Raw genomic sequence first — 25,758 nt, forward strand, 5'->3', positions numbered from 1 at the left:
TCAGGCCCCTTCGGCGCCTTGGCGCAGCCAGTCCGGCGTGCGCTGCTCCGAGCGCGGGTAGCGGCGCAGCTCTTCGGCGTACGCCTCGGCGGGCGGCTGCTCCTGGAAGCCCGGGTCCTCGGTCGCGTTGAACCGCGCCTTGACGGAGTCGGGGAACTTCATTTCGTACTTCAGGCTCACCCAGGTGCCCCGGCCGTCGGACAGCGAGGCCGCGCGGTGGCGGCGCAGCAGGTCGAGCACCTGCGCCGGCGGCGTCCACGGGTACACCGTGCCGGTGATCGAGTGGACGATCGCGCCGGACTCCTCGTGGTCGCCGACCGCCCGGTACTGCAGCTGCAGGTAGTCCCAGCCCGCGGGGAGGGTGAACTTCAGGTAGTCGGCGATGTTCTTCAGCAGCGCGTTGGGCTCGTCGGCGGTCCGCTTCCCGCCGGTCTCGCCCTTGACGCCCTCGCGGTACCAGGCGGGGATCCACTCGTCGTCGCGGGGGAACGCCTCGAAGTCCTGGTCGTACACGGCCGTCTCGACCGGCGGGTCCCACAGCGGGTCCAGGTCGAAGTTGTAGGAGACGCGGTAGTCGCCGTCCGGCTCGATGACCAGGCGCAGCGACAGCCAGGTGCCGCGGTCGCGCATGTACTTCTTGTTCCGCAGCTCGAACAGCAGCGGGCTGACGTCGGGCGGCGGCTCCATGCGCGCGGCCGCGCCGTCCGGCATCACGACGGCCAGCGCGATCTCCTCGACGGCCGCGGTCAGCCGGACGGTCATGTCGATCCGCCGCCACCCTTCGGGAGCGGCGGCCATCAGCTGTCCACCGATCCAGCGGACCACCTGGTCCTCGTCCGCCTCCCGGAGATCAGGTCCGGGTGGGGGGTACCACGGGGGCTGGGTTCGCGACATTCGGGAAGCTCCTGTAGTTGTAGGTGCGAGTGCCGTCGGGGTGGATTCTCTCGGACATCACGTGCAGCCGGTCCGGGGTCTCCCCGACCGAGGGGGCGTCGGCGTAGACGCGCACCAGGCCGTTGTCCCCGTGGTTGCGTTCGAAGGTCTGGCGGTCGATCTCCATCTGCCGCCAGTTGTCCGGGTTGCCCACACTGTGGTTCTGGTAGTAGTCCTGCGGCACCATGCCCAGCCGCCCCTGCAGGCCACCGGAGCGGTGGTCGGCGGTGTGCCCGCCGCGGTTGACGGTGCTGGTGCTGTCGTCGGCCTGGCCGATCTTGCCGACCCGGTCCTGGACGTCGGTGTTGACCCGCTTCGTCGCCGGGCTGGAGTAGTCCGGCTCCCAGGACACCGCGGCGTTCCCGTGCGCGTCGGCGTGGTAGTGCATGTTTTCGGCGCCGATCTCGTACTTGGCGCCGCGCACCGGCACGCCCTCGGGACGGGTCGCGTGCTGGTCGTGCATCGTGTGCTTGTCACCCGTCTCCGGGTTGATCATGCCGCGCTCGTTGTCGTGCCACGTCTTGATGTGCGTGAACTCCGGCGGCTTGTCGCCGCTGGTGTAGAAGGTGCCGTGCCACTGTTCGGTGCCGTCGGGCGCGGTGGTGTAGACCTCGTACCGGCTGTTCGGCTCGAGCTTCTTCGGCGGCGTGGCGCCGAAGGGGCCGTCCCCGTTGTGGCTGGGGTCGTAGCCGGTGATCCGGCGTTCGACGGGCGGCGGGGTCATCGGCGGGTCGAAGTGGTCGATGTCCAGCTGGGGACGGCCGTCGGCGTCGGTGTGGAACTCGAAGTGGCCTTCCCCGGTGTTCACCCGGTAGTCGACGTCGCCGAGCAGGTGGGTGGTGTCCGGGTTGCCGACCTCGACGGGCCCGTTCCCGACGCGGGTGTTCGGCACGTCGGCGTCGACGTGCGTGATCCGCGGCGGCTCGTCCCCGTTGGTGTAGACGCGGGTGAACCGGCCGTTGGAGTCGGAGACCTCGTAGCGGGTGTTCGGTTCGAGGTGCCGCGGGTTGGCCGGGTCGTAGAACCGTTCGCCCGGCTGGAGGGTGAGCGGCTTGTGGTGCTTGAACTCCGGCTCCTCCCAGCCACTGTCGAGGTCGTGCATGTCCGGGTGGTCCTTGCCCCGGGCGAGCGCGCTGTCGGCGTCGACGTCGTGCGCGTCGCCGTGGTGGCTGTCCGGCGCGAAGCCGTCTTCGCCCGCCCGGTGCGTCGAGCCGTCCGGGTGGTGGGTGTTCCATTCGCCGTCCGGCGGGATGCGCGGCCGCATCCGCCCGTCGGGGCCGATTTCGTAGTCGGAGGAGAAGACGCGGCCGTGCGAGTCGGTCCAGGCCGGCTTGGTCGGGGCCATGACCTCGGTGTCGAGCTCGCGCGAGAGCCGGTGCGCGAAGTCGTTGGAGCTGGCGTCGCAGCCGATCAGCCGGATCGGGCGGCCGTCGTAGTCACCGTTGCGGCGCAGGATGTCCGCGAACTCCTCGGGGGTGTAGAGCCGGTCGCCGATGCGGGCGTGGCCGTCCGGGGTGACGTGGACGTCGACGGTGTAGCGGCCGTCCGGGTCGGGCTGCACGCGGTGCGGCAGGTCGCCCATGTCCGGGTCGCCGGCGTGGTAGGAGCTGCCGGACGGGGTGCTTTCGGAGTGCCGCGCGTTGACCTCGTCCGGGGTGAGCGGCTCGTCGTGGTGCGGGGTGCCGCCGTCGGGGCCGTTTTCGTGCGGGCCGTTCTCGTGAGGGTTGGGGCCGTTTTCGTGCGGGCCGTGGGTGCCGCCGTCGGGACCGTGCGTCCCGCCGGTCCGCGGGTCCGGGCCGTGCGTGCCGGGCCCGAAGCCGCGGGCGGCCGGTTCCGGCGTGCGTGGCCGCGGGGTGTCGCCGCTGGGGCGCGGGCGTCCTTCGGGGAGGTCGCCGCGCGGGCGTCCATCGGGCAGGTCGCCGCCGGTGCGGGGGCGGCCGGGGGCGTCGACGTGCGCGCCGGGGGTGCCCGGGGTGCCGGTCCAGCCGGGGCCACCGGGACCGCCGGTGCGCGGCGAACCGCCACTGAGACCACCGCCGCCGGGCGCGCCACCGGGAGGCATGCCGCCCGTCATCGGGGCACCGCCCTGCGGCGGGATGCCGGAGGCGGCACCGTCCCCGCCGCGCGGCGACGGGAGCTGGGTGCCGGGGTCACCGGTGCGCGGAGCGGTCGGCGCGGTGCCGCTGGCGGAGGTGGTGCCGTCGGCCCGCGGTGAGGTGGCGTTGCTCGGGGTATCGCCGCCCGCGTGCGAACTGGGGGCATCCGACCGCGCGGCGGGCGAGGAGCCGGAGTGCGTGGGTGCGGGGCTGTCGGTGCCGCGGGTGGGTGAGGGGCTGGAGTCGCCTGCGTGGGTTGGTGTGCTGTCGGTCCCGCGGGTGGGTGAGGGGCTGGAGTCGCCTGCGTGGGTTGGCGTGCCGTCCGTTCCACGGGTGGGCGACGGGCTGGAGTCCCCGGCATGGGACGGGGTGCTGTCGCTGCCGCGGGTGGGGGACGGGCTGGAGTCGCCTGCGTGAGTTGGCGTGCTGTCGGTCCCGCGGGTGGGTGACGGGCTGGAGTCACCTGCGTGGGTTGGCGTGCCGTCCGTTCCACGGGTGGGTGAGGGGCTCGAGTCGCCAGCGTGCGACGGCGTGCTGTCGCTGCCGCGCGTGGGCGACGGGCTGCTGTCGCCCGCGTGGGATGGCGTGCCGTCGCCCGCGTGGGTGGGTGTGGAGTCACCGGCGTGGGCTGGCGTGCTGTCGGTCCCGCGCGTGGGCGAGGGGCTGGAGTCGCCCGCGTGCGAGCGACTCGCCGACGGGCTGGAATCCCCGGCGTGCGGAGTGCTGCCGTCCGCCGAGGAGCTGCCGTCCCCGGCGTGCGACGGCGCACCGTCCTCCCCACGAGCCGAAGGCGAGGAGTCCCCATCCGGCGAACCCGAGCCATCGCGGCCGGAACTCCGCCGCGATCCCGGATCGGAGTCCGTGTTCATCGGGTCCGAGCTGGGCGAGTCGGAATCCCCATGGCTGCCACCGGAATCGCCCGGGTCGCCGCGGGAGCCGTCGCCCTCGCCGTGGGAGCTGTCCCCGTCCGGGGAGCTGTCGCCGTCGCCGCCGTGCGCTCGCGCGTGAACCCCGCCCCCTTCACCCTTCGGGATCTTCCGGACGAAGCCGCCTTCCTTGATCTTCAGGCCGTCGAGGCCGCTGACCTTGCCCAGCACCTTGCCGAACACCTTGGCGATCTTCTCGAAGACGTCGACCAGCTTGGACAGCAGCGGCGAAACCTTGCGGATGGTGTCCGTGAGCTTCTTGAGCAGCTCCCCGATCTTCTTGCCCCACTTGGCGATCGCCGCCGACGCCTGGGCCACGACCACCGGGGTGCCGAAGCCGAGGGAGAAGACCTCCTCCATCACCCACGCGATCAGCTTGCCGACCAGGTCCGCGATCAGCTGGCGCACCGTCTCGCGCACGAACGACACGACCTGGCCCATGATCATCGTGACCGTGCTGATCGCGCCGGCCACCGTCGCCGCGCCCGACAATGCCTCACTGTGCTCGGCCGCGAACTTGCGGTACGCGTCCGCGCCCTGGCCTTGCCAGCCCGCCGTTCCGTTCTTGACCGCGTTGTCGAAGTCCGTCTTGCGCTCGCCCAGCGCCTTGGAGACGTTGCCCCAAGTGTCCGCATAGGACTGGATCACCGGCGGGTTGCCCGCCACCGAATCCAGCATGTCCTTCAGCGGCTGCACGTGCTCCATCAGGAACGACGCCACCGACGACATCAGGTACCCGAACGGGTCGACCGCCGCACCGGCGATCTCGCCCGCCAGGCTGAGCATGCCCAGCCCGCCGGAAACCCAGTCGCCGTCCTTGATGCCGTTGAACGCGTCCATCGACGACTCGGCGATGCCGATGCCGCCCGCCCAGCCGTAGTCGCCGTTGCCCGCGGTGAACGCGCCCGGCCCGTCCGGGTCCTGCTTCGACTCCGCGACGAGCGGGTTCCCCTCCGGCATCACGCACCGCCCGCGGACTTGTTGAGATCACCGGCGACGCCGGACTCGTACTGGTGGTAGGCCAACGCCGCCTCACGGACCTTGCCGGACACCGCGGTCATCGCCTGCACGGCGTCCTTCAGCGCGTCGATCCCGTACTGCTCCACCGGATCGAGCATCATCCGGAACGGCTGGCACAGAATGCCGTACGCGTCGGTCGGCATGCTGACCTGGTTCGCCGCGTCGACGGCCTGCTGCAGCCCGTCCCCGATGGCGTCGAGCTGCTTCGCGTGCGCCGTGAGGTCTGTGCTGAGTTCCACGTCCGTCATCGGTTTCCCCCTCAGGAAAGGATCGGTCCGCCGAAGTCGTCGTCATCGTCGTTGTCGACCGGACGACGGCGGCGCGGCGGCTGCGGCGGGGCAGGTGGGGCAGGTGGGCCGGGCGGGGTGCGCGGCGGCGACGGCGGCTGCTCGTCGGTGTCCTCCGGCAGGAACCGCCGGACGCGGTCGGGTTCCGGGAACGCGGGCTCGGGCTCCGGCGGCGGCTCCGGGAACGTGCTCTGCGCCTCGCGGACGATCTCCGCCGCGGCCTGGTCGCCGGTGCCGGTGGTCTCGGTCATCGCCTGCTGCAGCAGTTCCGGGATTCGCGCCTGGGCGCGCTGGACCAGCTGCATCACCTGCGCCGACACCTCGGCCATCCGCTTGCCTGCCGCGGACTCCGAGATGACGAGGTTCTTCAGCAGCCCGCGCGAATCGACGGTCACCTGGACCGTGCCGTCCTTCGACCGCTCGGTGACCGACTGTTCCTGCATGCGATCGGCCAGCGCCTGGTACCGGGCGGCGTTCTCCTCGAGCCGCTTGGTCCAGTTGTCGATCATCGCGTCGCTGGCGTCGATGCTGTCCGGCATCCCGGCCCCTTCTCTCTGCGTCTCCACACTGACGGATGGGGGCCGCCCGCGGTTCCCCTCCAAACGCCGTGAAGGCCACCATAGGGGAGTTCAACTCCCTCATGGTGGCCTTCACGCCAGTTGGGCTACAGGTTGCCGCGGCGCTCCTGCTCACGCTCGATCGCCTCGAACAGGGCCTTGAAGTTGCCCTTGCCGAAGCCCAGCGAGCCGTGGCGCTCGATCAGCTCGTAGAAGACGGTCGGGCGGTCGCCGATCGGCTTCGTGAAGATCTGCAGCAGGTAGCCGTCCTCGTCGCGGTCGACCAGGATGCTGTGCTCCTTGAGCGTCTCGATCGGCACGCGGACGTTGCCGATCCGGGCGCGCAGCTCCGGGTCGTCGTAGTAGGAGTCCGGCGTGTCGAGGAACTCGACGCCGGCGGCGCGCATCGCCGTCACCGTGGCGATGATGTCGTTGGTGGCCAGCGCGATGTGTTGGCAGCCGGCACCGTCGTAGAACTCGAGGTACTCGTCGATCTGCGACTTCTTCTTCGCGACGGCGGGCTCGTTCAGCGGGAACTTGACGCGGTGGTTGCCGTTCGAGACGACCTTGCTCATCAGCGCCGAGTACTCGGTCGCGATGTCGTCGCCGACGAACTCCGCCATGTTCACGAAGCCCATGACGCGGTGGTACCAGTCGACCCAGTAGTCCATCTTGCCGAGCTCGACGTTGCCGACGCAGTGGTCGATGGCCTGGAACAGCCGCTTCGGTGCGCCTTCGGGCCGCTTGATCGTGCTCTCGCGCGGCTCGTAGCCGGGCAGGTAGACGCCGGTGTAGCGCGAGCGGTCGACCAGCGAGTGGCGGGTTTCGCCGTAGGTCGCGATGGCCGCCACGCGGACCGTGCCGTGCTCGTCGGAGACGTCGTGCGGCTCCTCGAGGATGGTCGCGCCCTGCGCGCGGGCGTGCTCGATGCACTTGTCGACGTCGGTGGTCTCCAGCGCCAGGTCGATGACGCCGTCGCCGTGCTTGCGGTGGTGGTCCAGCAGCGGCGAGTCCGGCTTCACCCCGCCGGTGATGACGAACCGGGCCGAGCCGGACTTCAGCACGTAGGACTTGCGCTCGAAGTTCCCGGTCTCGGGGCCGGAGTACGCGACGAGCTGCATCCCGAACGCGATCTGGTAGTACCAGGCGGTCTGGGTGGCGTTGCCGGCGATGAACACCACCGCGTCCATGGCCTTGACCGGGAACGGGTCGGTCGAGGCGTCGTGGTCCACGAGCCCGACGAGCTGACGCAGCTGGTCGTAGCTGACGTCGTCGAGCGCACCCTGGGGTTCGGCAGTCTGGGTCATACCCCGAAGGATCATCCCTTCGGGGCAAGATGCGCAATCGTCTCAGTTTTCACTGGACAATCTGACCGGTGACTGCTCGGTATCGGTCGTCATCGTGGACAATCTGTGCATGCCGGAGAACCTGGATGCGCTGGACGCGCGACTGCTGCTGTTGCTCACGGACTCCCCGCGCCTGGGGGTGCTGGAGTGCGCGCGCCGGCTCGGCGTCGCGCGCGGAACGGTCCAGGCGCGCCTGGACCGCCTGACCGAGCGCGGCATCCTCGGCGGCTTCCCGCCGGAGCTGGACCTGGCGGCGATGGGCTACGGCCTGACGGCGTTCGCGGTGCTCGAGATCGCGCAGGGCCGCCGCGCGGAGGTGGCGGAAGCGCTTTCGGCGATCGACGAGGTGTGCGAAGTCCACGCGACGACGGGCCAGGGCGACCTGTTCGTCCGGATGGTGGCGCGGGGGAACGACGACCTGCAGCGGGTGATCGACGAGGTGGTCGGCGTGCCGGACGTGCTGCGGACGTCGACGTCGATCGCGTTGTCGACCCCGGTGCCCCCGCGGGTCCGCCCCCTGCTGGAGCGCACGGCCCGGTCGTGAGTGTTCAGGGCGGTTCTAACCGCCCTGAACACTCACGACAAGCCGCGGCAGACTGCTCGCTCAGCCTTCGTCGACGACGTGGGCCAGGTAGCGCTTGGCCGAGCGCTGGACGACCTCGAAGCCGTCGGTGCGGACGATCGCGTCCCACCAAGCTCCGTAGATCGCCTCGAAGCGGTACCCGGCCAGCAGCTCCGCCGCGCGGCGCACGACCCGCGGGCGCTCGGGGATCAGGTTCGGGTAGCTGTACATGAAGCCCACGTGCGTCCGGTCCGGGATGACCTGCACGATGTCGCCGGACAGCAGCGCGCCCTGCCCGTTTTCGCCGTCCGGCCAGTGCAGGACCGTCCCGCCCGTGAAGTGCACGCCCAGGTTGATCAGCCGCAGGTCGTCGGCGACGTCCAGGGTCGTGCCCGACCACAGCTTGACCGCCGGGTCCGGCCTGCCGATCCACTGCTGGTCGCCTTCGTGCAGGTAGATCGGCACGTCGAACGCGTGCGCCCACTCGACCATCGTCGTGTAGTAGTGCGGGTGGCTGATCGCGATCCCGGTGATGCCGCCGAGGTCGCGGACCTGCTTCACCAGCGCGTCGTCGAGGTAGGCCGCGCAGTCCCAGAGGAAGTTCCCCGACCGCGCCTGGACCAGCAGCGCGCGTTCGCCGATCGCGAACCCCGGCGTCGAGCCGACGCCGATGATGCCCGGCCCCTGCTCTTCGACGCGCGGCGTGTAGTCACCGCTGTCCCGGAGCGCGGTCAGGTTCGTCCAGCGCTGCCCGGACAGCGGGACGTACTGGCGTTCGTCCTCGCAGACCGGGCAGTCGTCGCGGGCCTCGGCGTACTGCATGCCGCAGGCCTGGCAGATCGGGTACGTGGTCACGGCGATGTCCTCCCAGAATGTGGATCCTGGGAGGACACGCTAGCCGCGGCTACTTGGCGTCGGTGTACGGAACCGCCTTGACGAGGGTGACCTTCTGGGTCTTGCCGTTGGGCAGCTCGTACTCGCGCGACTCGCCCTCCTTGGCGCCGAGCAGGGCCTTGCCCAGCGGCGACTCCGGGGAGTACACGTCGAGCTCGCCCTCGGCGCCCTCTTCGCGGGTGGCGAGCAGGAACTTCTCGTCCTCGTCGTCGCCCTCGTACCGGACGGTGAGGACCTTGCCGGGGCCGGCGGTGCCGTCGTTCGCGGGAGCCTCGCCGACCTTGGCCGAGCGCAGCAGCTCCTGGAGGTGCCGGATGCGCGCTTCGGCCTGGCCCTGCTCTTCGCGGGCGGCGTGGTAGCCGCCGTTCTCCTTGAGGTCGCCTTCTTCGCGGCTGTCGTTGATGCGCGCGGCGATGACCGGCCGGTTCTCGATCATTTCGTCGAGCTCCTGCTTGAGCCGGTCGTAGGCATCCTGGGTGAGCCAGGTCACCTTGGTGTCGCTCACGGTCACCATCTCCTCGTCGGGCCTGCCAGGCTTGCGTGTTCAAGCCGGCCCACGCGGGCGCAGTTGCCCGCGTGGCTGAGATAAAGGAAAAACACGGCCCGTCGTGGGCCGTGCTGAGGGGTCAGACTATCACGGCGCGACTGGTCGACGCCCGTTAATTCCGCACGCCCCGGGCGTTGGGCGCGCGGTTCACCCCGTTGGCCGCTATGGGGTTGACAGATAGCGTGGTATGTCGTACGAGCAGCCGTACACGTCGGCGGTCACCGGTTCCCCGATGCTCTTGATCGTCGTGCTCATCCTGCTGTACTTCGCGCCGGCGGGGACCAGGAGCTCTTTGCGGCCGCTCTCGGCGCCGGTCTTGTCGCGGACGCGGACGACGCACACGCCCGGCCTGCTGTCGTCGTCCCTGGTCACGTTGATGGTGATTTCCATCGCGTTGCCCGGTTTCGCCTTGAACGCGATGCGCTCGGCGTCGATCGGCGCGGAACCGAGGTTGACGTACGCGATCCACGCGATCACGCCGCTGACCAGCAGGGCGACGGCCAGGAAGACCCACCGGCGCCACTTCCGGGGCGCTTTGGCGCGGCTGGTGCCGTACCGGCCTTCGGGCAGCACGGGGGCTGCCGTTTCCGCCGGTCCGCCTGCCAACGCGGGGCCTCCTGCTCGTTCTTGTCGTACCCGCGGGGACAATGGGGGTGCGGGTACGGCTTCGAGTATCCGCCCGCTGGGTGGGCGGCCCGCAGGTGGGTCGCGGAATACGGGTAGAGAAGGAGTCGTTCGCAGCATGGTGGACCAGCAGACGAAGCCGCGCTTGCGCATGATGGCCGTGCACGCACACCCGGACGACGAATCGAGCAAGGGCGCCGCCACGATGGCGCGCTACGCCGCCGAAGGTCACGAGGTGCTCGTCGTCACCTGCACCGGGGGTGAAGCCGGCAGCATCCTGAACCCGGCGATGGACCGGCCCGAGGTGTTGGCGAACATGGCCGAGATCCGCCGCGAGGAGATGGCTCGCGCGGCCAAGATCCTCGGCGTGAGCCACCGCTGGCTGGGCTTCGTCGACTCCGGCCTGCCGGAGGGCGACCCGCTGCCGCCGGTGCCGGAGGGCTCGTTCGCCGTGGTGCCGCTGGAGGAGTCGACCGAGGCGCTGGTGCGCGTGATCCGCGAGTTCCGCCCGCACGTGATCACGACGTACGACGAGAACGGCGGCTACCCGCACCCCGACCACATCCGCACGCACGAGGTGTCGATGGCGGCGTGGGACGCGGCGCCGGACCCGGACCGCTTCCCCGACGCCGGCGAGCCGTGGCAGCCGCTGAAGCTGTACTACATGCACGGCTTCTCGCGGGCCCGGATGGAGCTGTTCGACCGGGCGCTGAAGGAGGCCGGGCTCGAGTCGCCGTACACCGAGTGGCTGGCCAACTGGGACCCGGACCGGGCCGATGTGATGGAGCGGGTGACGACCCGCGTCGAGTGCGGTGAATACTTCGACTTGCGGGACGAGGCGCTGAAGGCGCACGCCACGCAGATCGACCCGACCAGCCGCTGGTTCGCCGTTCCACTGGAGATGCAGCGCGAGGTCTGGCCGACCGAGGAGTACGAGCTGGTCAAGTCCCTGGTGGACAGCACCTTGCCGGAGGACGACCTGTTCGCCGGCATCAAGGAGAAGGTGAACACATGAGTCTGACGCTGCCGGCCGGCGTGGCGCTTCCGGTGACCGCGTCGGCCCTGGTGTGGGCGCAGCAACCGGGCAACGGCGACAACGGCGGGCAGGGGGAGGACTTCGGCAAGTCGTCCCCGGTCGGCTTCCTGGTGCTGATCCTGTTCCTCATCGCGGTGGCCTTCCTGGTCCGCTCGATGACGAAGCACCTGAAGCGCGTCCCGGCGAGCTTCGACGACCCGCCCGCCGAAGAGGCCGCGCCGGAGCCGGAGAAGGCCGAAGAGAAGAAGCAGGACGAAGCGGCCGAGAAGCCCGCGAAGGACTCCTCGGCCGCGTCGAAGACCGACTAGCTACAACCGCGGGTCGACCGGGTCCGACTCCAGCGCGAGGACCGCGAACACGCATTCGTGGACCCGCCAGAGCGGCTCGCCCCGTGCCACGCGCTCGAGCGCCTCGAGGCCGAGCGCGTACTCGCGCAGCGCGAGCATCCGCTTCCGGTTGAGCCCGCGCTTGCGCAGCCGCTCCAGGTTCGACGGCAGCGTGTAGTCGGGCCCGTAGATGATCCGCAGGTACTCGCGCCCGCGCACCTTCACCCCGGGCTGCGCCAGCCCGCGCGCGCCCCGCGTCAGGTTCGCCGAGGGCTTGACGACCATGCCCTCGCCGCCGGACGCGGTCAGCTCCTCCCACCACGCGATGCCCGCGGCGACCGACGACTCGTCCAGCGTGTCGACCGCCAGCGTCCGGGTCCGCTGGAAGCGCGGACCCGCGAGGCTCTCCAGCCGCGCGAGGTGCCACGAGTGCGGCCGGTCGTGGTACGCCCGACCCTCGGACGCCAGCAGCTGGAACGGCGCCAGCCGCACCCCGTCGAGCCCCGACGTCGGCCAGCAGTAGCGCCGGTACGCCGCCCGGTAGGAGTCCACTGTGGACGACCGGGTGGCCGTCCGCGCCAGCAGGTCCGAGACGTCGATGCCGCGTGCGGCCGTCGTCGACAGCGCCGAGACCGCGGCGGGCAGGACGGCTTCGGCCGCCGCGCCCACCGACGCGTACTGCGAAGAGATCAGCGACCCCGCCTTGGCGCTCCACGGCAGCAGCTCGGCGTCGAGCAGCAGCCAGCCCGTGTCCAGCTCGTCGAACAGGTCGGCGGCCGCCGACCGCACGTCCGCCAGCAGCTCGAGGTTCTGCGCGGCCGAGAAGAACGGCCGCCCGGTGCGCGTGTACACCGCGCCGCCGCCGCGGATGCCGAACCGCCGGTAGCCGGTTTCGTCGTCCCGGCACACCAGCACGACGGCCCGCGAGCCCATGTGCTTCTCTTCGCAGACGACCGACTGGACGCCGGCCGCGCGGAACTCGGCGAACGCCTCCTCCGGGTGCTCCAGGTAGTCCTCCCGCGAAGACGTCGAGCACGGCGCCATCGTCGGCGGCAGGTAGAGCAGCCACCGCGGGTCGACCGCGAACCGGCTCATCACCTCCAGTGCCGCCGCCGACTGCTCCGCCGAGACGCCGACCCGGCCGTGGTGCGCGGTCTGCACGATCCGCTTGCCGGTGACGTCCGCCAGCTCCAGCACCGCGGGCTCGCGCCCACCCAACGGCCGCGACGCGTCGAGCGGCTTGGTCGGCTCGTACCAGACGCGGTGCGCCTTCACCGAGACGACTTCGCGCTCGGGGTAGCGCAACGCGGTCAGCTTGCCGCCGAACACCGCGCCCGTGTCGAGGCACATGGTGTTGTTGACCCACTCCGGCTCCAGCGTCGGCGTGTGCCCGTAGAGGACCATCGCGGACCCGCGGTAGTCGCGGGCCCACGGCAGCCGCACCGGCAGGCCGTACTCGTCGGTCTCGCCGGTCGTGTCGCCGTAGAGGGCCATGCTGCGCACGCGCCCGGACGCGCGCCCGTGGTAGCGCTCGGGCAGCCCGGCGTGCGCGACGACGAGGTTGCCGCCGTCGAGGACGTAGTGCGCGATGAGCCCGTCGCAGAACTCGTGCACCTGCCGCCGGAACTCCTCGCTCTCCGCGCCGAGCTGCTCGAGCGACTCGGCGAGCCCGTGCGCGACGTTCACCTTCCGGCCGTGCAGCGCGCGCACCAGCTTCTGCTCGTGGTTCCCGCAGACGACCAGCGCGTTCCCGGCCGCGGCCATCCCCATCACGCGCCGCAGCACACCCGGGGTGTCCGGCCCGCGGTCGACGAGGTCGCCGACGAACACCGCGGTCCGCCCGGCCGGGTGCACGCCGTCGACGTAGCCCAGCTCGGCCAGCAGCTCCTCGAGCTCGGCCGCGCAGCCGTGGACGTCGCCGATGACGTCGAACGGCCCGGTCAGCTCGCGCTTGTCGTTGCGCAGCGGCTCGACGACGATCTCCGCCTCGGCCACCTCGGCCTCGCCGCGCAGCACGTGCACACGCCGGAAACCCTCGCGCTCCAACGACTTCAGCGACCGCTGCAGCTCACCGCGCTGCCGCCGGATGACGTGGTCGCCGAAGTCGCGGTCCGGGCGGGCCGCGTTGCGCGCCGCGCAGACCGCGATCGGCAAGTCGAGCACGATCGCCGTCGGCAGGACGTCGTGCTCCTTCGCGAGCTTCACCAGGCTCGCCCGCGAAGCGCGCTGGACGTTCGTCGCGTCGATGACGGTCATCCGGCCGGCCGCGAGCCGCTTCCCGGCGACGTAGTGCAGGGCGTCGAAGGCGTCGGCGGAGGCGGACTGGTCGTTCTCGTCGTCGGCGACGAGGCCGCGGAAGAAGTCGCTGGAGAGCACCTGCGTCGGCGCGAAGTGCGTGCGCGCGAACGTCGACTTGCCGGAACCGGAAGCGCCGACGAGCACGACGAGCGACATGTCGGGGACGGTCAGCTTCACGCGGCCACCTCCTTGCTGGTCGTGAAGACCGCCAGCTGGGTCGGCGGTCCCGATTCCTGGTCCTCCGGTCCGATCGGCAGGTACCGGACGTCGTAGCCGCGCCGGGTCGCGACGCCGTCCGCCCAGGCGCGGAACTCGGCTCGGGTCCATTCGAACCGGTGGTCGGCGTGCCGGAAATGCCCCATCGGCAGGAATTCGAACAGCCGGTTGTACTCCGCGTTGGGCGTCGTGACGACGACGGTCCGCGGCGCGGCGACCTCGAAGACGGCGTGCTCCAGCGCGGGCAGCCGCTCCTCGTCGACGTGTTCGACGACCTCCATCAGCACGGCGGCGTCGTAGCCGGCCAGCGCCGGGTCGGCGTAGGTCAGCGCGGAGTGCCGCAGCGTGACGCGGCTGTTGTCCTTGAGCCGCTTCTCCGCGACGTTCAGCGCGCTGCTGGAGACGTCGACGCCGACGATCTCGGTGAAGGACCGCTCCTTCTCGAGGACGCGCAGCAGCGCACCGCTGCCGCAGCCGAGGTCGAGGACACGCCGGGCACCCGCGGCCCGCAGCACGGCGAGCACGCTGCCGTGGCGCTGCGAGGCGAGGCTCTCCGGCTTGTCGGGCAGCTCGGTGACGACGGCCTCGGCCTCCGCCGGGACGTCGTCGGCCTCGGCGAGCCGCGAAAGCGCGTAGTTCACGACCGGGCGGCGCCGCTCGAGGTACCGGTTGGTGATGAGCGTCCGCTCGGGGTGCGCGGCGAGCCAGCCGTCGCCGGCGCGCAGCAGCTTGTCGGCCTCGTCCTGGCCGACCCAGTAGTGCTTGTCACCGTCGAGCGCGGGCAGCAGGACGTAGAGGTGGCGCAGCGCGTCGGCGACGCGCTGGGTGCCGGTCAGCCGCAGGTCGACGTACCGGCTGTCGCCCCACTGCGGGAACTGCGGGTCGAGCGGGATCGGCGTCGCGCTGACCTGCCAGCCGAGCGGCGCGAAGAGCTTGTGCACGACCTCGGCACCCCCGCGCGCGGACAGCGAGGGAAGGTGGATCTCCAGGTCGAAGGGCTCGTCGACGAGCTCGGGACGCGCGGAGCAGCGCCCGGCGAGAGCGGTCGTGAAGGCGGCCCGCAACGCGACGGCGAGGTACGAGCCCCCGGCGTAGGGCCGGTCGTTGACGTACTGGGTCAGCGAGGTCCCACCACCGCGGACGAGCCCGACGGGATCGATCTCGACGAACAGCGCGGCGGTGCACCGCCCCGGCGCGGCTTCGGGGTAGAAGACGTGCGCGGTCCCGGCCGAGAGCGCGACCGACTGCGCCTTCTCCGGATGCTTGTGCAGGAGAAAGCCCAGGTCGGTGGCGGGGGTGCGGGTCGTCGTGATCGTCAGCAACACCGGCTCAGTGTGGCGGAGCGACCGGTGACCGCGCGCCCGGTTTTCCCGGGTGCCACCCTGGAGGCATGAACCGCCTCGCCAGCGCGACCAGCCCGTACCTGCTCCAGCACGCCGACAACCCCGTCGAGTGGTGGCAGTGGGGCGCCGATGCGCTCGCCGAGGCGCGGCGGCGGAACGTGCCCATCCTGCTCTCCGTCGGGTACGCCGCCTGCCACTGGTGCCACGTCATGGCGCACGAGTCCTTCGAGGACGCCGAAACCGCCGCCGTGATGAACGCGCACTTCGTCAACATCAAGGTCGACCGCGAGGAACGGCCGGACATCGACGCCGTCTACATGGCCGCCACCCAGGCGATGACCGGGCAGGGCGGCTGGCCGATGACCTGCTTCCTCACCCCCGACGGCGAGCCGTTCCACTGCGGCACCTACTACCCGCCGTCGCCGCGGCCGGGCATGCCGTCCTTCCGGCAGCTGCTCGCCGCCGTCGCCGAAGCGTGGCAGGAGCGGCCGGACGAACTCCTCGACGGCGCGAAGCGGCTCGTCGCGCACATCGCCGAGCAGACCGGGCCGCTCAAGGAGTCCGTTGTGGACGAAGCCGTGCTCGCCGGTGCGGTCGGGCAGCTGCAGCAGGAAGCCGACCCGGTCAACGGCGGGTTCGGCCGTGCGCCGAAGTTCCCGCCGTCGATGGTGCTGGAGTTCCTGCTGCGCCACCACGAACGCACCGGCTCCGAAGTGGCGCTGTCCCTTGTGGACAAGACCGCGGAGGCGATGGCCCGCGGCGGCCTGTACGACCAGCTCGGCGGCGGCTTCGCGCGCTACTCCGTCGACGCCGAGTGGATCGTGCCGCACTTCGAGAAGATGCTGTACGACAACGCTTTGCTTCTGCGCTTCTACGCCCACCTCTGGCGGCGCACCGGCTCGGCGACGGCATTGCGGGTCGCGACCGGCACCGCGCAGTTCCTCGCCGACGATCTGCGGACCCCCGAAGGCGGCTTCGCGTCCTCGCTGGACGCGGACACCGAAGGCGTCGAGGGCCTGACGTACGTGTGGACGCCATCGCAGCTGCGTGAGGTGGTCGGCGACGACTCCGCGGCCGAGCTGTTCGGGGTCACCGAAGAAGGCACGTTCGAGCACGGCACGTCGACCCTGCGCCTGTTCGGCGACCTGCCGGAGGAGATGCGCGTCAAGCTGCTGGAAGAGCGCGCGAAGCGGCCTCAGCCGGGCCGGGACGACAAGGTGATCGCGTCCTGGAACGGCCTGGCGATCACGGCTCTCGCCGAGGCGGGCGTCGCCCTCGATCGTCCACAGTGGATCGAATGGGCCCGTGAGGCGGCCGTGCTGCTGCTGCGCCTGCACGTCGTCGACGGGCGGCTGCGACGCAGTTCGCGCGACGGCGTCGTCGGCGAGTCGGCCGGGGTGCTGGAGGACTACGCCTGCGTCGCCGACGGGTTCCTGGCCCTGCACCAGGCCACGGGCGAGGCGAAGTGGCTCACCGAAGCGACCCGGCTGCTCGACCTCGCGCTCGCGCATTTCGCGTCCCCCGACGTCCCGGGCGCGTACTTCGACACCGCGGACGACGCCGAGACGCTGGTCCAGCGCCCGGCCGACCCGGGCGACAACGCGAGCCCGGCCGGGGCGTCCGCGCTGGCCGGGGCACTGCTCACGGCGTCCGCGCTGGCGGGGTACGAGCGTGCCGCGCGCTACCGCGAGGCCGCTGAGCAGGCGCTTCGCCGTGCCGGGGTGCTGGCCGGGCGGGTGCCGCGGTTCGCCGGGCATTGGCTGTCGGTCGCCGAAGCGCTGCAGGCCGGGCCGGTGCAGGTGGCGGTCGTCGGCGCGGACCCGGCGTTGCGGCTGGCCGCGGCTCGCGGGATCCACGGCGGCGGCATCGTGCTCGCGGGCGAGCCGGACGCTCCCGGTGTGCCGCTGCTGGCGGACCGTCCCCTGGTCGACGGCGGCCCGACGGCTTACGTCTGCCGCGGCTACGTCTGCGACCGCCCGGTCACCTCGGCCGAGGAGCTGACCGCCCAGCTCTGATCGCCCTGGGTGAACGCCGTCCCCGATCTCCATGCTTCGCGCGTAGCGTGAGTAGCGATGTAATCATGTAATCGCGGAGGTGCGACATGGGACGAGGCTGGAAGGGCGGCCGCGGCTGGCAGCAGGCCGAGGTGCCGCCGGCGGACGACGCGGCGGCCTGGTTCGGCGGGCGGCTGCCCGACGGCTGGTTCACCGGCGCGCCGGAGGTCACGGTCGACCGCGAGGAGATCATCGTCGTCGGCGAGCTCCGCCGCTCACCGAGGAGTACGCCGACGACGCGGCCCGCGCCGCCGCCGAGGAGGGCCGGATCAGCCGGTACCGCGAGGAGACGCGCGACGAGCGCATCGAGATCGCGCGCCAGGCCGAGCACCGCTACCAGCGCAAAGTCGCGTGGGGCGCGAAGCTCGGCGGGACGAAGGCGCTGTTCACGACGCATTCGGCGCCGGTGATGACCCGCCTGCGCCAGCCGGAGCGGCTGGTGCTCGACACGCTGGTCGACGCCGGGGTCGCGCGGTCGCGGTCGGACGCGCTGGCCTGGGCGGTGCGCCTGGTCGGCCAGCACGCCGACAGCTGGCTCGGCGAGCTGCGGGAGGCCATGAGCAAGGTCGACGACCTGCGCTCGAAGGGTCCCGACCTCGCCTGACGGCGTCCGGAATGACTCATTCAGGACCTCCGAAGACCTGAATGAGTCATTCAAGACGTTCAGTCCGCGATCAGCACCGGCTTGCGGAACCCGGCGCCCAGCTCGCGCTGACGGCGCACGAACCACGCTCCGGGCGCGATGCCGGTGGCGCCGTGCTCGGGGTGGACGAGGTACGCGGGCGTGATGTTCTCGAAGGCGGCGACCGCCAGCCGCTCGGGATCGCGCACCCAGAGGGTGAACCGGCAGGTACCGGGATCGGCGACGAGCGTGTGCGGGTTGTTGCCCGCCTCGCCGCGGACGAGTTCGCGGCCTTCGGCGGGCAATGGCCACCAGTCGCCGCGCCCCGACGTCCAGTCGAGCAGGGCCAGCGGCAGGACGAGCAGGTCGCCTTGGGCCTGCAGGCCGTCGACCACCGGCACGGTGACCTGGCGGTCCAGGTGGTCCAGGACGTCGAGTCCGGTCTTGTCGAGCAGTTCGTTCAGGTACAAGGGAATCACCTCAAGGGGGTTCAGGTCCGGCGCCGCAGCTGGGCGTACTGGGCTCCGGTGAGCCCGTACGACCAGCCCGCGGCGTCGAGCGGGTGGTCGAATCCGGCGGGCACGCGCAGGCCGTAGCGGCGGCGGGTGCCGTCGCGCTCCAGCGAGCCGTTGACGGCCAGCAGCAGCCGGGCCGGTGCTTGCCACTTCATCGGCGGCAGGGTGTAAAGCCGCAGCTCACAGCCCGGGTTGCCGGGATCGGGGGCCCGGCTCAGCAGGTCCAGCCCGGCTTGGTCGATATAGGCGGACCAGCCGAGGTGCTCGATCGCGCAGCGGCGCACCTCGACGTTGAGCTCGGTGTTGATCCGCTCGGCGGTGGGGTCGTCGATCACCCAGGACGGCACGCGCGTCCCGTGCCAGGCGTGCACGGTCCAGCCGTCGGGATAGGCCACCGCGGGCCCGGTCGCGCTGTGGAGCCGGTGCTCGTGGGCGTTTCCGTGCTGCTCGGTTCGCAGCACCAGCGGTCGCTCGGCGACGACGCAGACGCCGTCGCGCGGCCACCACCAGCCGCAGGAACGCACGAGCGTCGCCCACAGCTCGAGTTCGGGGTCACCGGTGTCCGGCGCGACCCAGTAGGCGTCCTGCTGGCCGTACCAGTGCAGGCCGAGCGGCTGGGGAATCCGCGCCCGCACCAGGCCCGCGACGGATTCCTTGACGGTCTGCCGCAGTTCGGCCGGGAGCCGCGGTCCGCGCTGCCGCAACGCGGCCACGCGGGTCGCGATCCGCGCCTCCACCGGGAGCGGCCCGCCCGTCGAAAGTGCTTGCGGGGGCAGCAAAACCTCGACGGCGGCGTTCGGCGAGGGCACCCAGACGAACGTGGGTGGCGGCTCGCCCAGCAACGCGTAGAGCCGGGTGATGGCGTCTTCGGCCGCGACGCGGTCAGCGGGGTCCGTGCGGAAGGCGTGGCTCAGCCACCGGGAAATATCGGGAGAACGGCGGTCCGGCCGCCGCGAGGCGCTCAACGCGCGAGGGCGCGCACGCCCTTTCGGATCGACATGGCCCGATCATGACAGCCGGTCCGCGATCGCGCAACGGTCACCCGAGCTGACCCTGCGGGATCGCCCGCCCTGCGGCAGGCTTACTACCAACGAGTAGGTCAGTCTTTTCCGGAGGTAGCCGTGGACGTCCCCGAAGTGCCGTCGAAGGTGGACCCGGACGCGCTCACCGCCGTCCTCGACGGTCGTTGGGCCGAGCTGCGCCGCGGGGTGCGGGCGCAGATGGCCGACGCCGAGTTCCGGGACCCGATCGACCTCGGCACCGAGGCGCACCGGGCCCAGGTGCTCGACCAGCTGCGCGCGCTCGCCGAAACCGACCGCCCCGGACTGGGTTTCGACCCGGCGTACGGTGGCGGTGGTGACGTCGGCGGCTCGGTGACGTCGTTCGAGATGCTGGGCTACGGCGACCTGTCGCTGATGGTGAAGGCCGGTGTCCAATGGGGACTGTTCGGCGGCGCCGTCCAGCTGCTGGGGACCGAGCGCCACCACGAGCGCTACCTGCGCGCGATCATGAACCTGGACCTGCTGGGCTGCTTCGCGATGACCGAGCACGGCCACGGCTCCGACGTCCAGCACCTGCGCACGACAGCGACCTATGTGGACGGCGGGTTCGTGGTCAGCACGCCGGATCACATGGCGCAGAAGGAGTACATCGGCAACGCGGCCCGCGACGGCCGGATGGCGGTGGTCTTCGCCCAGCTGGTGACGGGCGGCGAATCCCGTGGCGTGCACGCGTTCATGGTGCCGATCCGCGACGAGTCGGGTGCGCCGATGCCCGGAGTGTCCATCGAGGACTGTGGGCCGAAGGCGGGCCTCAACGGCGTCGACAATGGACGGTTGAGCTTCGACAACGTCCGGGTGCCGCGCGAGGCGTTGCTGAACCGCTTCGGCGACGTCGCCGAGGACGGGACGTATTCGAGCCCGATCGAGAGCGACGGCCGCCGCTTCTTCACGATGCTCGGCACGCTGATCCGCGGCCGGGTGAGCGTCGGCGGCAGCGCGGGCAGCGCGACGAAACGCGCACTGGCACTGGCGATCCGCTACGGCGAGCACCGTAGGCAGTTCCAGACCCCGGACGGCGACGAGGTCGTCATCCTCGACTACCTGGCCCACCAGCGGAAGCTGCTCCCGGCGCTGGCGAAGACGTACGCGCTGCACTTCGCGCAGGAGGAGCTGGTGTCGAAGCTGCACGACATCGACGACTCGGCGCCCGAAGAGGAGCAGCGCGAGCTGGAATCGCGCGCGGCCGGGCTGAAGGCGGTGAACACGTGGCACGCGACGGCGACGATCCAGGCGGCGCGCGAGGCCTGCGGCGGCTCGGGGTACCTGGCGGAGAACATCCTGCCCGGGCTGAAGGCCGACACGGACGTGTTCACCACGTTCGAGGGCGACAACACGGTGCTGCTGCAGCTGGTCGCGAAGGGGCTCCTGACCAGCTACAAACAGGACTTCCAGGACCTTTCCCCGCTGGCGACAGCGCGGTTCTTCGCCGAGCAGGTGGTCAGCGCGGTCCTGGAACGCACGTCGGCGCGCAAGGCCGTCGAGGCGCTCACCGAGGGTTCCGACGCGGAGGTGTTCTTCCGCCGCGAGTGGCAGCTCCGCCTGTTCGAGGATCGCGAAGAGCACGTGGTCGAGGGCGTGGCGAAGCGCCTGCGCAAGGCGGCGGCGGACCCGTTCGGGGTGTTCAACGCGGCGCAGGACCACGTGCTGCGCGCGGGCCGGGTGCACGTGGAGCGCTTGGTGCTGACGGCGTTCACGGCGGCGATCGAGCGGTGCGCGGACCCGGACGCCCGCACGCTGCTCGAGCGCGTCTGCGACTTGTACGCGTTGTCGGCGATCGAAGAGGACTTGGCGTGGTTCCTGGGCCACGGGCGCTTGACGGCGTCGCGCGGGAAGGCCGTCACCGCGGCGGTGAACGGCCTGTGCGCGCAGCTGCGCCCGCACGCGCGGGCGCTGGTGGACGCGTTCGCGATCCCGGAGCAGTTCCTGGCGGCACCGATGCTGCGGTAGGGGATCGGGCGGGGTCGCTTATCCTTGCGCGTCCCGCTTCTCCGAACTCCCCGAAGGACCCGCGATGGGCGCACGCCGCGAAAGACGCTTGCTCGAAACCGCCGCACCGATGATGCAACCGGGCGAAACGCCCGAAGTGGTCGCCATGGCCAAGGTGGGGTCGCTGCGGAAGGTTCTGGGCGAGCACTTCGCGCTCAGCATCGCGACCGCGGTGCTGAGCTCTGCGTCCACGGCTGGGACCAGGCGATGACTCTGTCGATGCCGCCGTTCCCGCCGTCGTTGCGGAAGAAGGGCCTGAAGCTGATCGCGGGCTTGCCGCGCGTCCAGGCCGCGGTGGCCTGAAAAGACGGGGGTGGCCGGCGTCGGGGAACCGGCCACCCCCGTGGCTTTCACTTGCGGTGCTTGCCTTCGTCGTCGGTGACCTCGAACTTCTCCTTGCGCACCTTGCCGGAGACGGTCTGCTCGTCGGTGACGGTCTCGGTCCGCAGCCGGGCCCGCTCGACGGGCACGGTTTCCTTGCGCACCACGGGCTTCTCGGCGTGCAGGACGACGTCCTGTTCGGCCTCGCCGATCTCGGCCTTGCCGTCGCCGCGGGTGATGGGTTCGGTCTCGACGCGGACTTCTTCGTGCCGCACGGGTACGGTGACCTGCTGCTCTTCGGTGACGACGTACTTGCGCAGGCGGACGTGCCCGCTCTCGACCTGCTCGGTGCCGACGTCGAGCCGTTCTTCGGAGCGGGTCATGGACTTGCCGTCCATTTCGGACTTGCCCCGCCCGGTGCCCCCCATGGCGGGATCCCGCCGCTGCGTGCGGTCCCCGGGCCGGCCGCCCTTCCCGGCGTCCATCCGGCCATCGGGCGAGGTCCGCGGCACGGGCAGGCCGTAGTGCTGGTAGAGCTGAGCGCTTTCCTCGGGCGAGAGGTGCCCGTCGGCATCGATGCGCGGCGCATCGGAGACGGCGTCCTTGTCGACCCGCACGTGCACGCCGTCCTTGTCGGTGTGGGCACCGGAGAGCGGGACGAAGCTTTCCTTGGTGCCGAAGAGTCCGGTCTTGACGGTGATCCACTCCGGCTGCCGAGTGGCGTCGGCGAGGTAGACGTTCCCGACCTTCCCGAGCTTGTTGCCGGCCGGGTCGACGACGGCGCTGTCGATGAGCTCTTGGGGTTGCATGGTCTGTCTGCTCCTTTCGCACGGGGGTTCCTGGAGCCACGGTCGGCCGCCCGGATGATCACGGCAACCGCCGCGGTGTTCGTGTGGGTGACCCCGGAAAGTGGTGGTTTAAGGAGTGGTCTCCTGGCGAGGTCCGAGGTGTCCCCGCAGGTGGAGAGGGGTGTCCCGGCGGGGGCCGGGAGCGTGGGTGATGCCGCGAAGGTGTGGATGTGACGGGCGCCACGTCCCGCGCTGTCACACCGCCGTCGCGCGGGTCGTCAAGGGGGTGAAACGGGAAGACGGAAGGGAAGAACGATGGAAGCGCGCATCAACATGTTCGAGAACGAGATCACCGCGAAGTTCGTCAAGCGCCTGATCGCGGCCTCCCGCCCGGTGGAGGAGTCGTCGCTCCCGAAGGCGACGCAGGAGCTGGTGAAGATCCGCGCGAGCCAGATCAACGGCTGCGGAATGTGCCTGGACATGCACACGAAGGACGCGGCGGCGGCGGGCGAAACGCCGGTCCGCCTGGCCATGGTGGCGGCGTGGCGCGAAGCGGTGGTGTTCACGGAGGCGGAGCGAGCGGCGCTGGCGTTGACGGAGGAGGGAACCCGCCTGGCGGACGCGCACGAAGGGGTCTCGGACGACACGTGGGAAGCGGTCCGCAAGCACTACGACGACGAGCAGGTGGGGGCGCTGATCGCGTTGATCGCGACGATCAACGCGTGGAACAGGCTGAACGTGATCGCCCGCAACCCGGCGGGCGAGTACCAGCCGGGCATGTTCGGCTGAGGGTGAAGGGGGAGGCTTCGTTCGCGGGGGAGTGCGAACGAAGCCTCCCCCGGCGTAACGGCACCTCGCCATCGAGCTACATCTCGGGCCAGAGGCAGCGGAGTGCCCTCAGGCGTACATCGCCAACCAGATGGCGATGTAGTGGGACACGGCGGCAAGCACGGTGCAGGCATGGAAGTACTCGTGATACCCAAAGGTATCCGGCCAGTGGTTAGGCCATTTGACGGCATAAAAAACCGCCCCAAGCGTATAAAAAAGCCCACCAACGCAGAGAAGCACCAAAGCGGCAACCCCAGCATGGGTGGCCAGCTCAGGAAAGACGAAGACAGCAACCCAGCCAAGCGCGATGTAGATGGGAACTCCGAGCCACCGAGGGGCATGGGGCCACAACATCTTCAGCGCAACACCGGCAAGAGCCCCGCCCCAGACGATGGACAGGATCACGTACCCGGTCGGCTTGGACATGGCCAGGAGCGTGAACGGCGTGTAAGTCCCAGCGATGAAGAGAAAGATCATGGAGTGATCGGCACGCTTCATCCACTTGTAAGCGCGAGGGCTCCAAAACCGCCGGTGGTACAGCGCGCTCACACCGAACAACCCCAGCACAGTCAGCCCGTAGACCGACGTGGCAAGAGCGGCCACCGGAGACACAGTGGACGCCGCCAGGCTGATCAACGCGGCAGCAGCGGCAAGGGCGCCGAAGAAGGTCCAGAAGTGGATGTGACCTCGCAGCCGGGGGCGGAGGTCCACAACGGGCTCGGGTGGTTCCGTCGTCAGGCTCACCCCTCCAGGTTACGGGACCGTAAGTTGCCCGGCAGCGGTCGAGTCACGCGCCTCACACCGAGTGCGTAGGCTGCTTCGACGTGAGTGTGCGCTCCTTCTTGTCCGACGTCGTGTACAGCGCCTACGGCAGGCGCCTCATCCAGCAAGCCGCGGGGCGGCACCCCCGGCACATCGCCATCATGCTCGACGGCAACCGCCGTTGGGCCCGTGAAGCGGGCTTCACGGACGTTTCGGACGGCCACCGGGCCGGGGCGAAGAAGATCGCCGACTTCCTGAGCTGGTGCCAGGAGGCCGAGGTCGAGGTCGTCACCATGTGGCTGCTCTCGACCGACAACCTCAACCGGGACCCGGACGAGCTCACGCCCCTGCTGAAGATCATCACCGACGTCACCGACGAGCTCGCCGCGCCCGGGACGCCGTGGCGGCTGCGGATCGTCGGCGCCCTCGATCTGCTACCCGCCGAAGTGGCCAAGCGACTCAGCGAAGCCGCCGCGCGCACCGAGGGGCGGACCGGCATGGAGGTCAACGTCGCCGTCGGTTACGGCGGGCGCCAGGAAATCGCGGACGCCGTGCGCAAGCTGCTGCTCCAGCACGCCGACGAAGGCACCACGATTCACGAGCTCGCGAAAATCCTCGACGTCGACCACATCTCCGAGCACCTCTACACCTCGGGGCAGCCCGACCCGGATCTCATCATCCGCACCTCCGGCGAGCAACGGCTTTCCGGATTCCTGCTCTGGCAGTCCGCGCATTCGGAATTCTGGTTCACCGAGGCGTATTGGCCCGCGTTCCGGCGGGTCGACTTCCTGCGCGCCATGCGCGACTACGCCTGGCGCCACCGCCGGTTCGGATCCTGAGAACCCGGGAAACGCCGAAGGGCCCCGGAGCGAACTCCGGGGCCCTTCGGCAACCGCACTCAGTGGTGGTGGTGCTCCAGCGAGTGGAGGATCAGCGCCGGGGTGGTGGCGATGCCCGTGTAGGCACCGGCGACCAGGGAGGCCGCACCGTAGCCCAGGGCGCCGCCGCCCTCGATGAACGTGGCGTACGCGTCGCCGAACGTCGGGTCCGGGGTGCCCGTCGTGTCGCCCGTCGCGGCGAACGCGGTGCTGCCCACCATCATCAGGCCCGCAGCGGTGGCGGCGACGAAACCAGCCTTCTTCAGCACTTCGCACACTCCTAGGTAGAACTGTTGGGATCCGGGGCACCGGGGGTCCGGTGGTGTGTCCCGCAGCCAGAAAATTACTCGCTTATCCGGCGTCCCGTCCGCCGCGTAAGCCCATTGTGTGAGCCGTGTGCAGGCGCTTTCACTCGGACCGGTTCGATTCCGGTCGCGGAAAATGCGTCGGGGAACCGAACGTGGTAAAAGCTCTTCAGTCGATCTTGTGAATACAACGGGTCAGCAATTCCCGGTAAGATCATTCCGCCGTGGGTGTATCGATCGAGAGTGTCGTCACGCACGGTGATCGTCACGTCCCGCTGATGTCGGACGACCGACAGTGAGGTGACGATCTGGCGAATCACCGTGTTGGCTCCCTGCGCGATCCGGCATTCGTGGGTACCTTCCGAGATGAGGGCGCGCGTTCCGTGCGGGTCCTCGCGGGAGGCCCTGGTCGTGACGGTGATCGAGGGGGCGGCTAAGCCGCCCACGAGACGCACGAGGGGGCCGGCACCCGGCCCTCGTGGCCGCGCCACCTGACCCACCGGTCAGAGGGAGTGGTCCAGCCAGGGAGGTGCCCGGCCCAGCGAGTGCGGGCGTGAGGTGCACACGCCCTCGAGGGAGATGCCGTCGTGACTGCGCAGCGTTTGCCCCGTAAGGCCTCTGGCCACT

The 25,758-nt window shown here is 70.6% G+C and carries 23 protein-coding genes and 1 pseudogene; 9 read left to right on the plus strand and 15 right to left on the minus strand.

Annotated elements, in window-relative coordinates; translation table 11 throughout:
• From QP939_RS22065 to hppD, 5 genes are all read right to left on the minus strand, one after another.
• The gene (locus QP939_RS22065) at positions 1 to 825 is read right to left on the minus strand and encodes a hypothetical protein (protein ID WP_285458711.1); all 825 of its coding nucleotides are present in this window, start codon (positions 823 to 825) and stop codon (positions 1 to 3) included.
• 25 nt (positions 826 to 850) lie between these two features.
• Positions 851 to 4,915 (minus strand): DUF8616 domain-containing protein, encoded by a 4,065-nt coding sequence (locus QP939_RS22070; protein WP_285458712.1) that lies wholly within the window; start codon positions 4,913 to 4,915, stop codon positions 851 to 853.
• The gene (locus QP939_RS22075) at positions 4,915 to 5,223 is read right to left on the minus strand and encodes a type VII secretion target (protein ID WP_285458713.1); all 309 of its coding nucleotides are present in this window, start codon (positions 5,221 to 5,223) and stop codon (positions 4,915 to 4,917) included. The genes QP939_RS22070 and QP939_RS22075 overlap by 1 nt, the downstream gene beginning before the upstream one ends.
• An 11-nt stretch (positions 5,224 to 5,234) precedes the next feature.
• Complete coding sequence (locus tag QP939_RS22080) at positions 5,235 to 5,801, minus strand: YbaB/EbfC family nucleoid-associated protein (protein WP_285458714.1); 567 nt, start codon at positions 5,799 to 5,801, stop codon at positions 5,235 to 5,237.
• Positions 5,802 to 5,926: 125 nt separating this feature from the next.
• On the minus strand, positions 5,927 to 7,126 hold the full coding sequence (gene hppD / locus QP939_RS22085; protein WP_285458715.1) for a 4-hydroxyphenylpyruvate dioxygenase: 1,200 nt from the start codon (positions 7,124 to 7,126) through the stop codon (positions 5,927 to 5,929).
• A 109-nt stretch (positions 7,127 to 7,235) separates the two neighbouring features.
• Between hppD and QP939_RS22090 the strand changes: the two genes are divergently transcribed.
• Complete coding sequence (locus QP939_RS22090; protein ID WP_285458717.1) at positions 7,236 to 7,709, plus strand: Lrp/AsnC family transcriptional regulator; 474 nt, start codon at positions 7,236 to 7,238, stop codon at positions 7,707 to 7,709.
• Positions 7,710 to 7,769: 60 nt separating this feature from the next.
• Here the strand turns inward: QP939_RS22090 and QP939_RS22095 are convergent, their stop codons facing one another.
• From QP939_RS22095 to QP939_RS22105, 3 genes are all read right to left on the minus strand, one after another.
• Positions 7,770 to 8,582: an MBL fold metallo-hydrolase gene (locus QP939_RS22095; protein WP_285458718.1), complete on the minus strand. Its 813-nt coding sequence runs from the start codon at positions 8,580 to 8,582 to the stop codon at positions 7,770 to 7,772.
• 49 nt (positions 8,583 to 8,631) lie between these two features.
• Positions 8,632 to 9,135, minus strand: coding sequence for a transcription elongation factor GreA (gene greA, locus QP939_RS22100; RefSeq protein WP_285458719.1), 504 nt, complete (start codon positions 9,133 to 9,135; stop codon positions 8,632 to 8,634).
• Between the two features lie 195 nt (positions 9,136 to 9,330).
• Entirely contained in the window at positions 9,331 to 9,774 is a 444-nt protein-coding gene (locus QP939_RS22105; RefSeq protein WP_285458720.1) for a DUF4307 domain-containing protein, read from the minus strand.
• A gap of 136 nt (positions 9,775 to 9,910) precedes the next feature.
• Between QP939_RS22105 and mca the strand changes: the two genes are divergently transcribed.
• Both mca and QP939_RS22115 read left to right on the plus strand, forming a co-directional pair.
• Complete coding sequence (gene mca, locus QP939_RS22110) at positions 9,911 to 10,807, plus strand: mycothiol conjugate amidase Mca (RefSeq protein WP_285458721.1); 897 nt, start codon at positions 9,911 to 9,913, stop codon at positions 10,805 to 10,807.
• Positions 10,804 to 11,136 carry a hypothetical protein gene (locus tag QP939_RS22115; RefSeq protein ID WP_285458723.1) on the plus strand — a complete coding sequence of 111 codons (333 nt, stop codon included), beginning with the start codon at positions 10,804 to 10,806 and terminating at the stop codon, positions 11,134 to 11,136. The genes mca and QP939_RS22115 overlap by 4 nt, the downstream gene beginning before the upstream one ends.
• On the opposite strand, the gene QP939_RS22120 is transcribed toward QP939_RS22115, so the two are convergent.
• Entirely contained in the window at positions 11,137 to 13,629 is a 2,493-nt protein-coding gene (locus QP939_RS22120; protein WP_285458724.1) for a polynucleotide kinase-phosphatase, read from the minus strand.
• Positions 13,626 to 14,993, minus strand: coding sequence for a 3' terminal RNA ribose 2'-O-methyltransferase Hen1 (locus tag QP939_RS22125; protein ID WP_285458725.1), 1,368 nt, complete (start codon positions 14,991 to 14,993; stop codon positions 13,626 to 13,628). The genes QP939_RS22120 and QP939_RS22125 overlap by 4 nt, the downstream gene beginning before the upstream one ends.
• A gap of 65 nt (positions 14,994 to 15,058) precedes the next feature.
• Between QP939_RS22125 and QP939_RS22130 the strand changes: the two genes are divergently transcribed.
• The gene (locus QP939_RS22130; RefSeq protein ID WP_285458726.1) at positions 15,059 to 17,026 is read left to right on the plus strand and encodes a thioredoxin domain-containing protein; all 1,968 of its coding nucleotides are present in this window, start codon (positions 15,059 to 15,061) and stop codon (positions 17,024 to 17,026) included.
• A gap of 86 nt (positions 17,027 to 17,112) precedes the next feature.
• Positions 17,113 to 17,669: pseudogene (gene abmR / locus QP939_RS22135) on the plus strand (ATP-binding transcription factor AbmR).
• A 59-nt stretch (positions 17,670 to 17,728) separates the two neighbouring features.
• On the opposite strand, the gene QP939_RS22140 reads toward abmR, so the two are convergent.
• Both QP939_RS22140 and QP939_RS22145 read right to left on the minus strand, forming a co-directional pair.
• Entirely contained in the window at positions 17,729 to 18,157 is a 429-nt protein-coding gene (locus QP939_RS22140) for a DUF8820 family protein (protein ID WP_285458727.1), read from the minus strand.
• Between the two features lie 20 nt (positions 18,158 to 18,177).
• Positions 18,178 to 19,167: a DUF6745 domain-containing protein gene (locus QP939_RS22145; RefSeq protein WP_285458728.1), complete on the minus strand. Its 990-nt coding sequence runs from the start codon at positions 19,165 to 19,167 to the stop codon at positions 18,178 to 18,180.
• 156 nt (positions 19,168 to 19,323) lie between these two features.
• Here QP939_RS22145 and QP939_RS22150 point away from each other — a divergent pair, with 156 nt between their 5' ends.
• Positions 19,324 to 21,210: an acyl-CoA dehydrogenase family protein gene (locus QP939_RS22150; protein ID WP_285458729.1), complete on the plus strand. Its 1,887-nt coding sequence runs from the start codon at positions 19,324 to 19,326 to the stop codon at positions 21,208 to 21,210.
• A gap of 64 nt (positions 21,211 to 21,274) precedes the next feature.
• On the plus strand, positions 21,275 to 21,460 hold the full coding sequence (locus QP939_RS22155) for a hypothetical protein (RefSeq protein WP_285458730.1): 186 nt from the start codon (positions 21,275 to 21,277) through the stop codon (positions 21,458 to 21,460).
• A gap of 139 nt (positions 21,461 to 21,599) precedes the next feature.
• Here QP939_RS22155 and QP939_RS22160 read toward each other — a convergent pair whose 3' ends face one another.
• Complete coding sequence (locus tag QP939_RS22160) at positions 21,600 to 22,379, minus strand: PRC and DUF2382 domain-containing protein (protein WP_285458731.1); 780 nt, start codon at positions 22,377 to 22,379, stop codon at positions 21,600 to 21,602.
• Positions 22,380 to 22,673: 294 nt separating this feature from the next.
• Between QP939_RS22160 and QP939_RS22165 the strand changes: the two genes are divergently transcribed.
• Positions 22,674 to 23,147 carry a carboxymuconolactone decarboxylase family protein gene (locus tag QP939_RS22165; protein ID WP_285458732.1) on the plus strand — a complete coding sequence of 158 codons (474 nt, stop codon included), beginning with the start codon at positions 22,674 to 22,676 and terminating at the stop codon, positions 23,145 to 23,147.
• 108 nt (positions 23,148 to 23,255) lie between these two features.
• Here the strand turns inward: QP939_RS22165 and trhA are convergent, their stop codons facing one another.
• Positions 23,256 to 23,897, minus strand: a complete 642-nt coding sequence (gene trhA, locus QP939_RS22170; RefSeq protein ID WP_285459815.1) for a PAQR family membrane homeostasis protein TrhA — start codon at positions 23,895 to 23,897, stop codon at positions 23,256 to 23,258.
• A 113-nt stretch (positions 23,898 to 24,010) separates the two neighbouring features.
• Between trhA and QP939_RS22175 the strand changes: the two genes are divergently transcribed.
• Positions 24,011 to 24,787 (plus strand): isoprenyl transferase, encoded by a 777-nt coding sequence (locus tag QP939_RS22175; protein ID WP_285458734.1) that lies wholly within the window; start codon positions 24,011 to 24,013, stop codon positions 24,785 to 24,787.
• 59 nt (positions 24,788 to 24,846) lie between these two features.
• Here the strand turns inward: QP939_RS22175 and QP939_RS22180 are convergent, their stop codons facing one another.
• Positions 24,847 to 25,095, minus strand: a complete 249-nt coding sequence (locus QP939_RS22180) for a hypothetical protein (RefSeq protein WP_285458735.1) — start codon at positions 25,093 to 25,095, stop codon at positions 24,847 to 24,849.
• Positions 25,096 to 25,758: the final 663 nt, after the last annotated feature.

The organism is Amycolatopsis nalaikhensis, from assembly GCF_030264295.1.
Classification (GTDB): Bacteria; Actinomycetota; Actinomycetes; order Mycobacteriales; family Pseudonocardiaceae; genus Amycolatopsis; species Amycolatopsis nalaikhensis.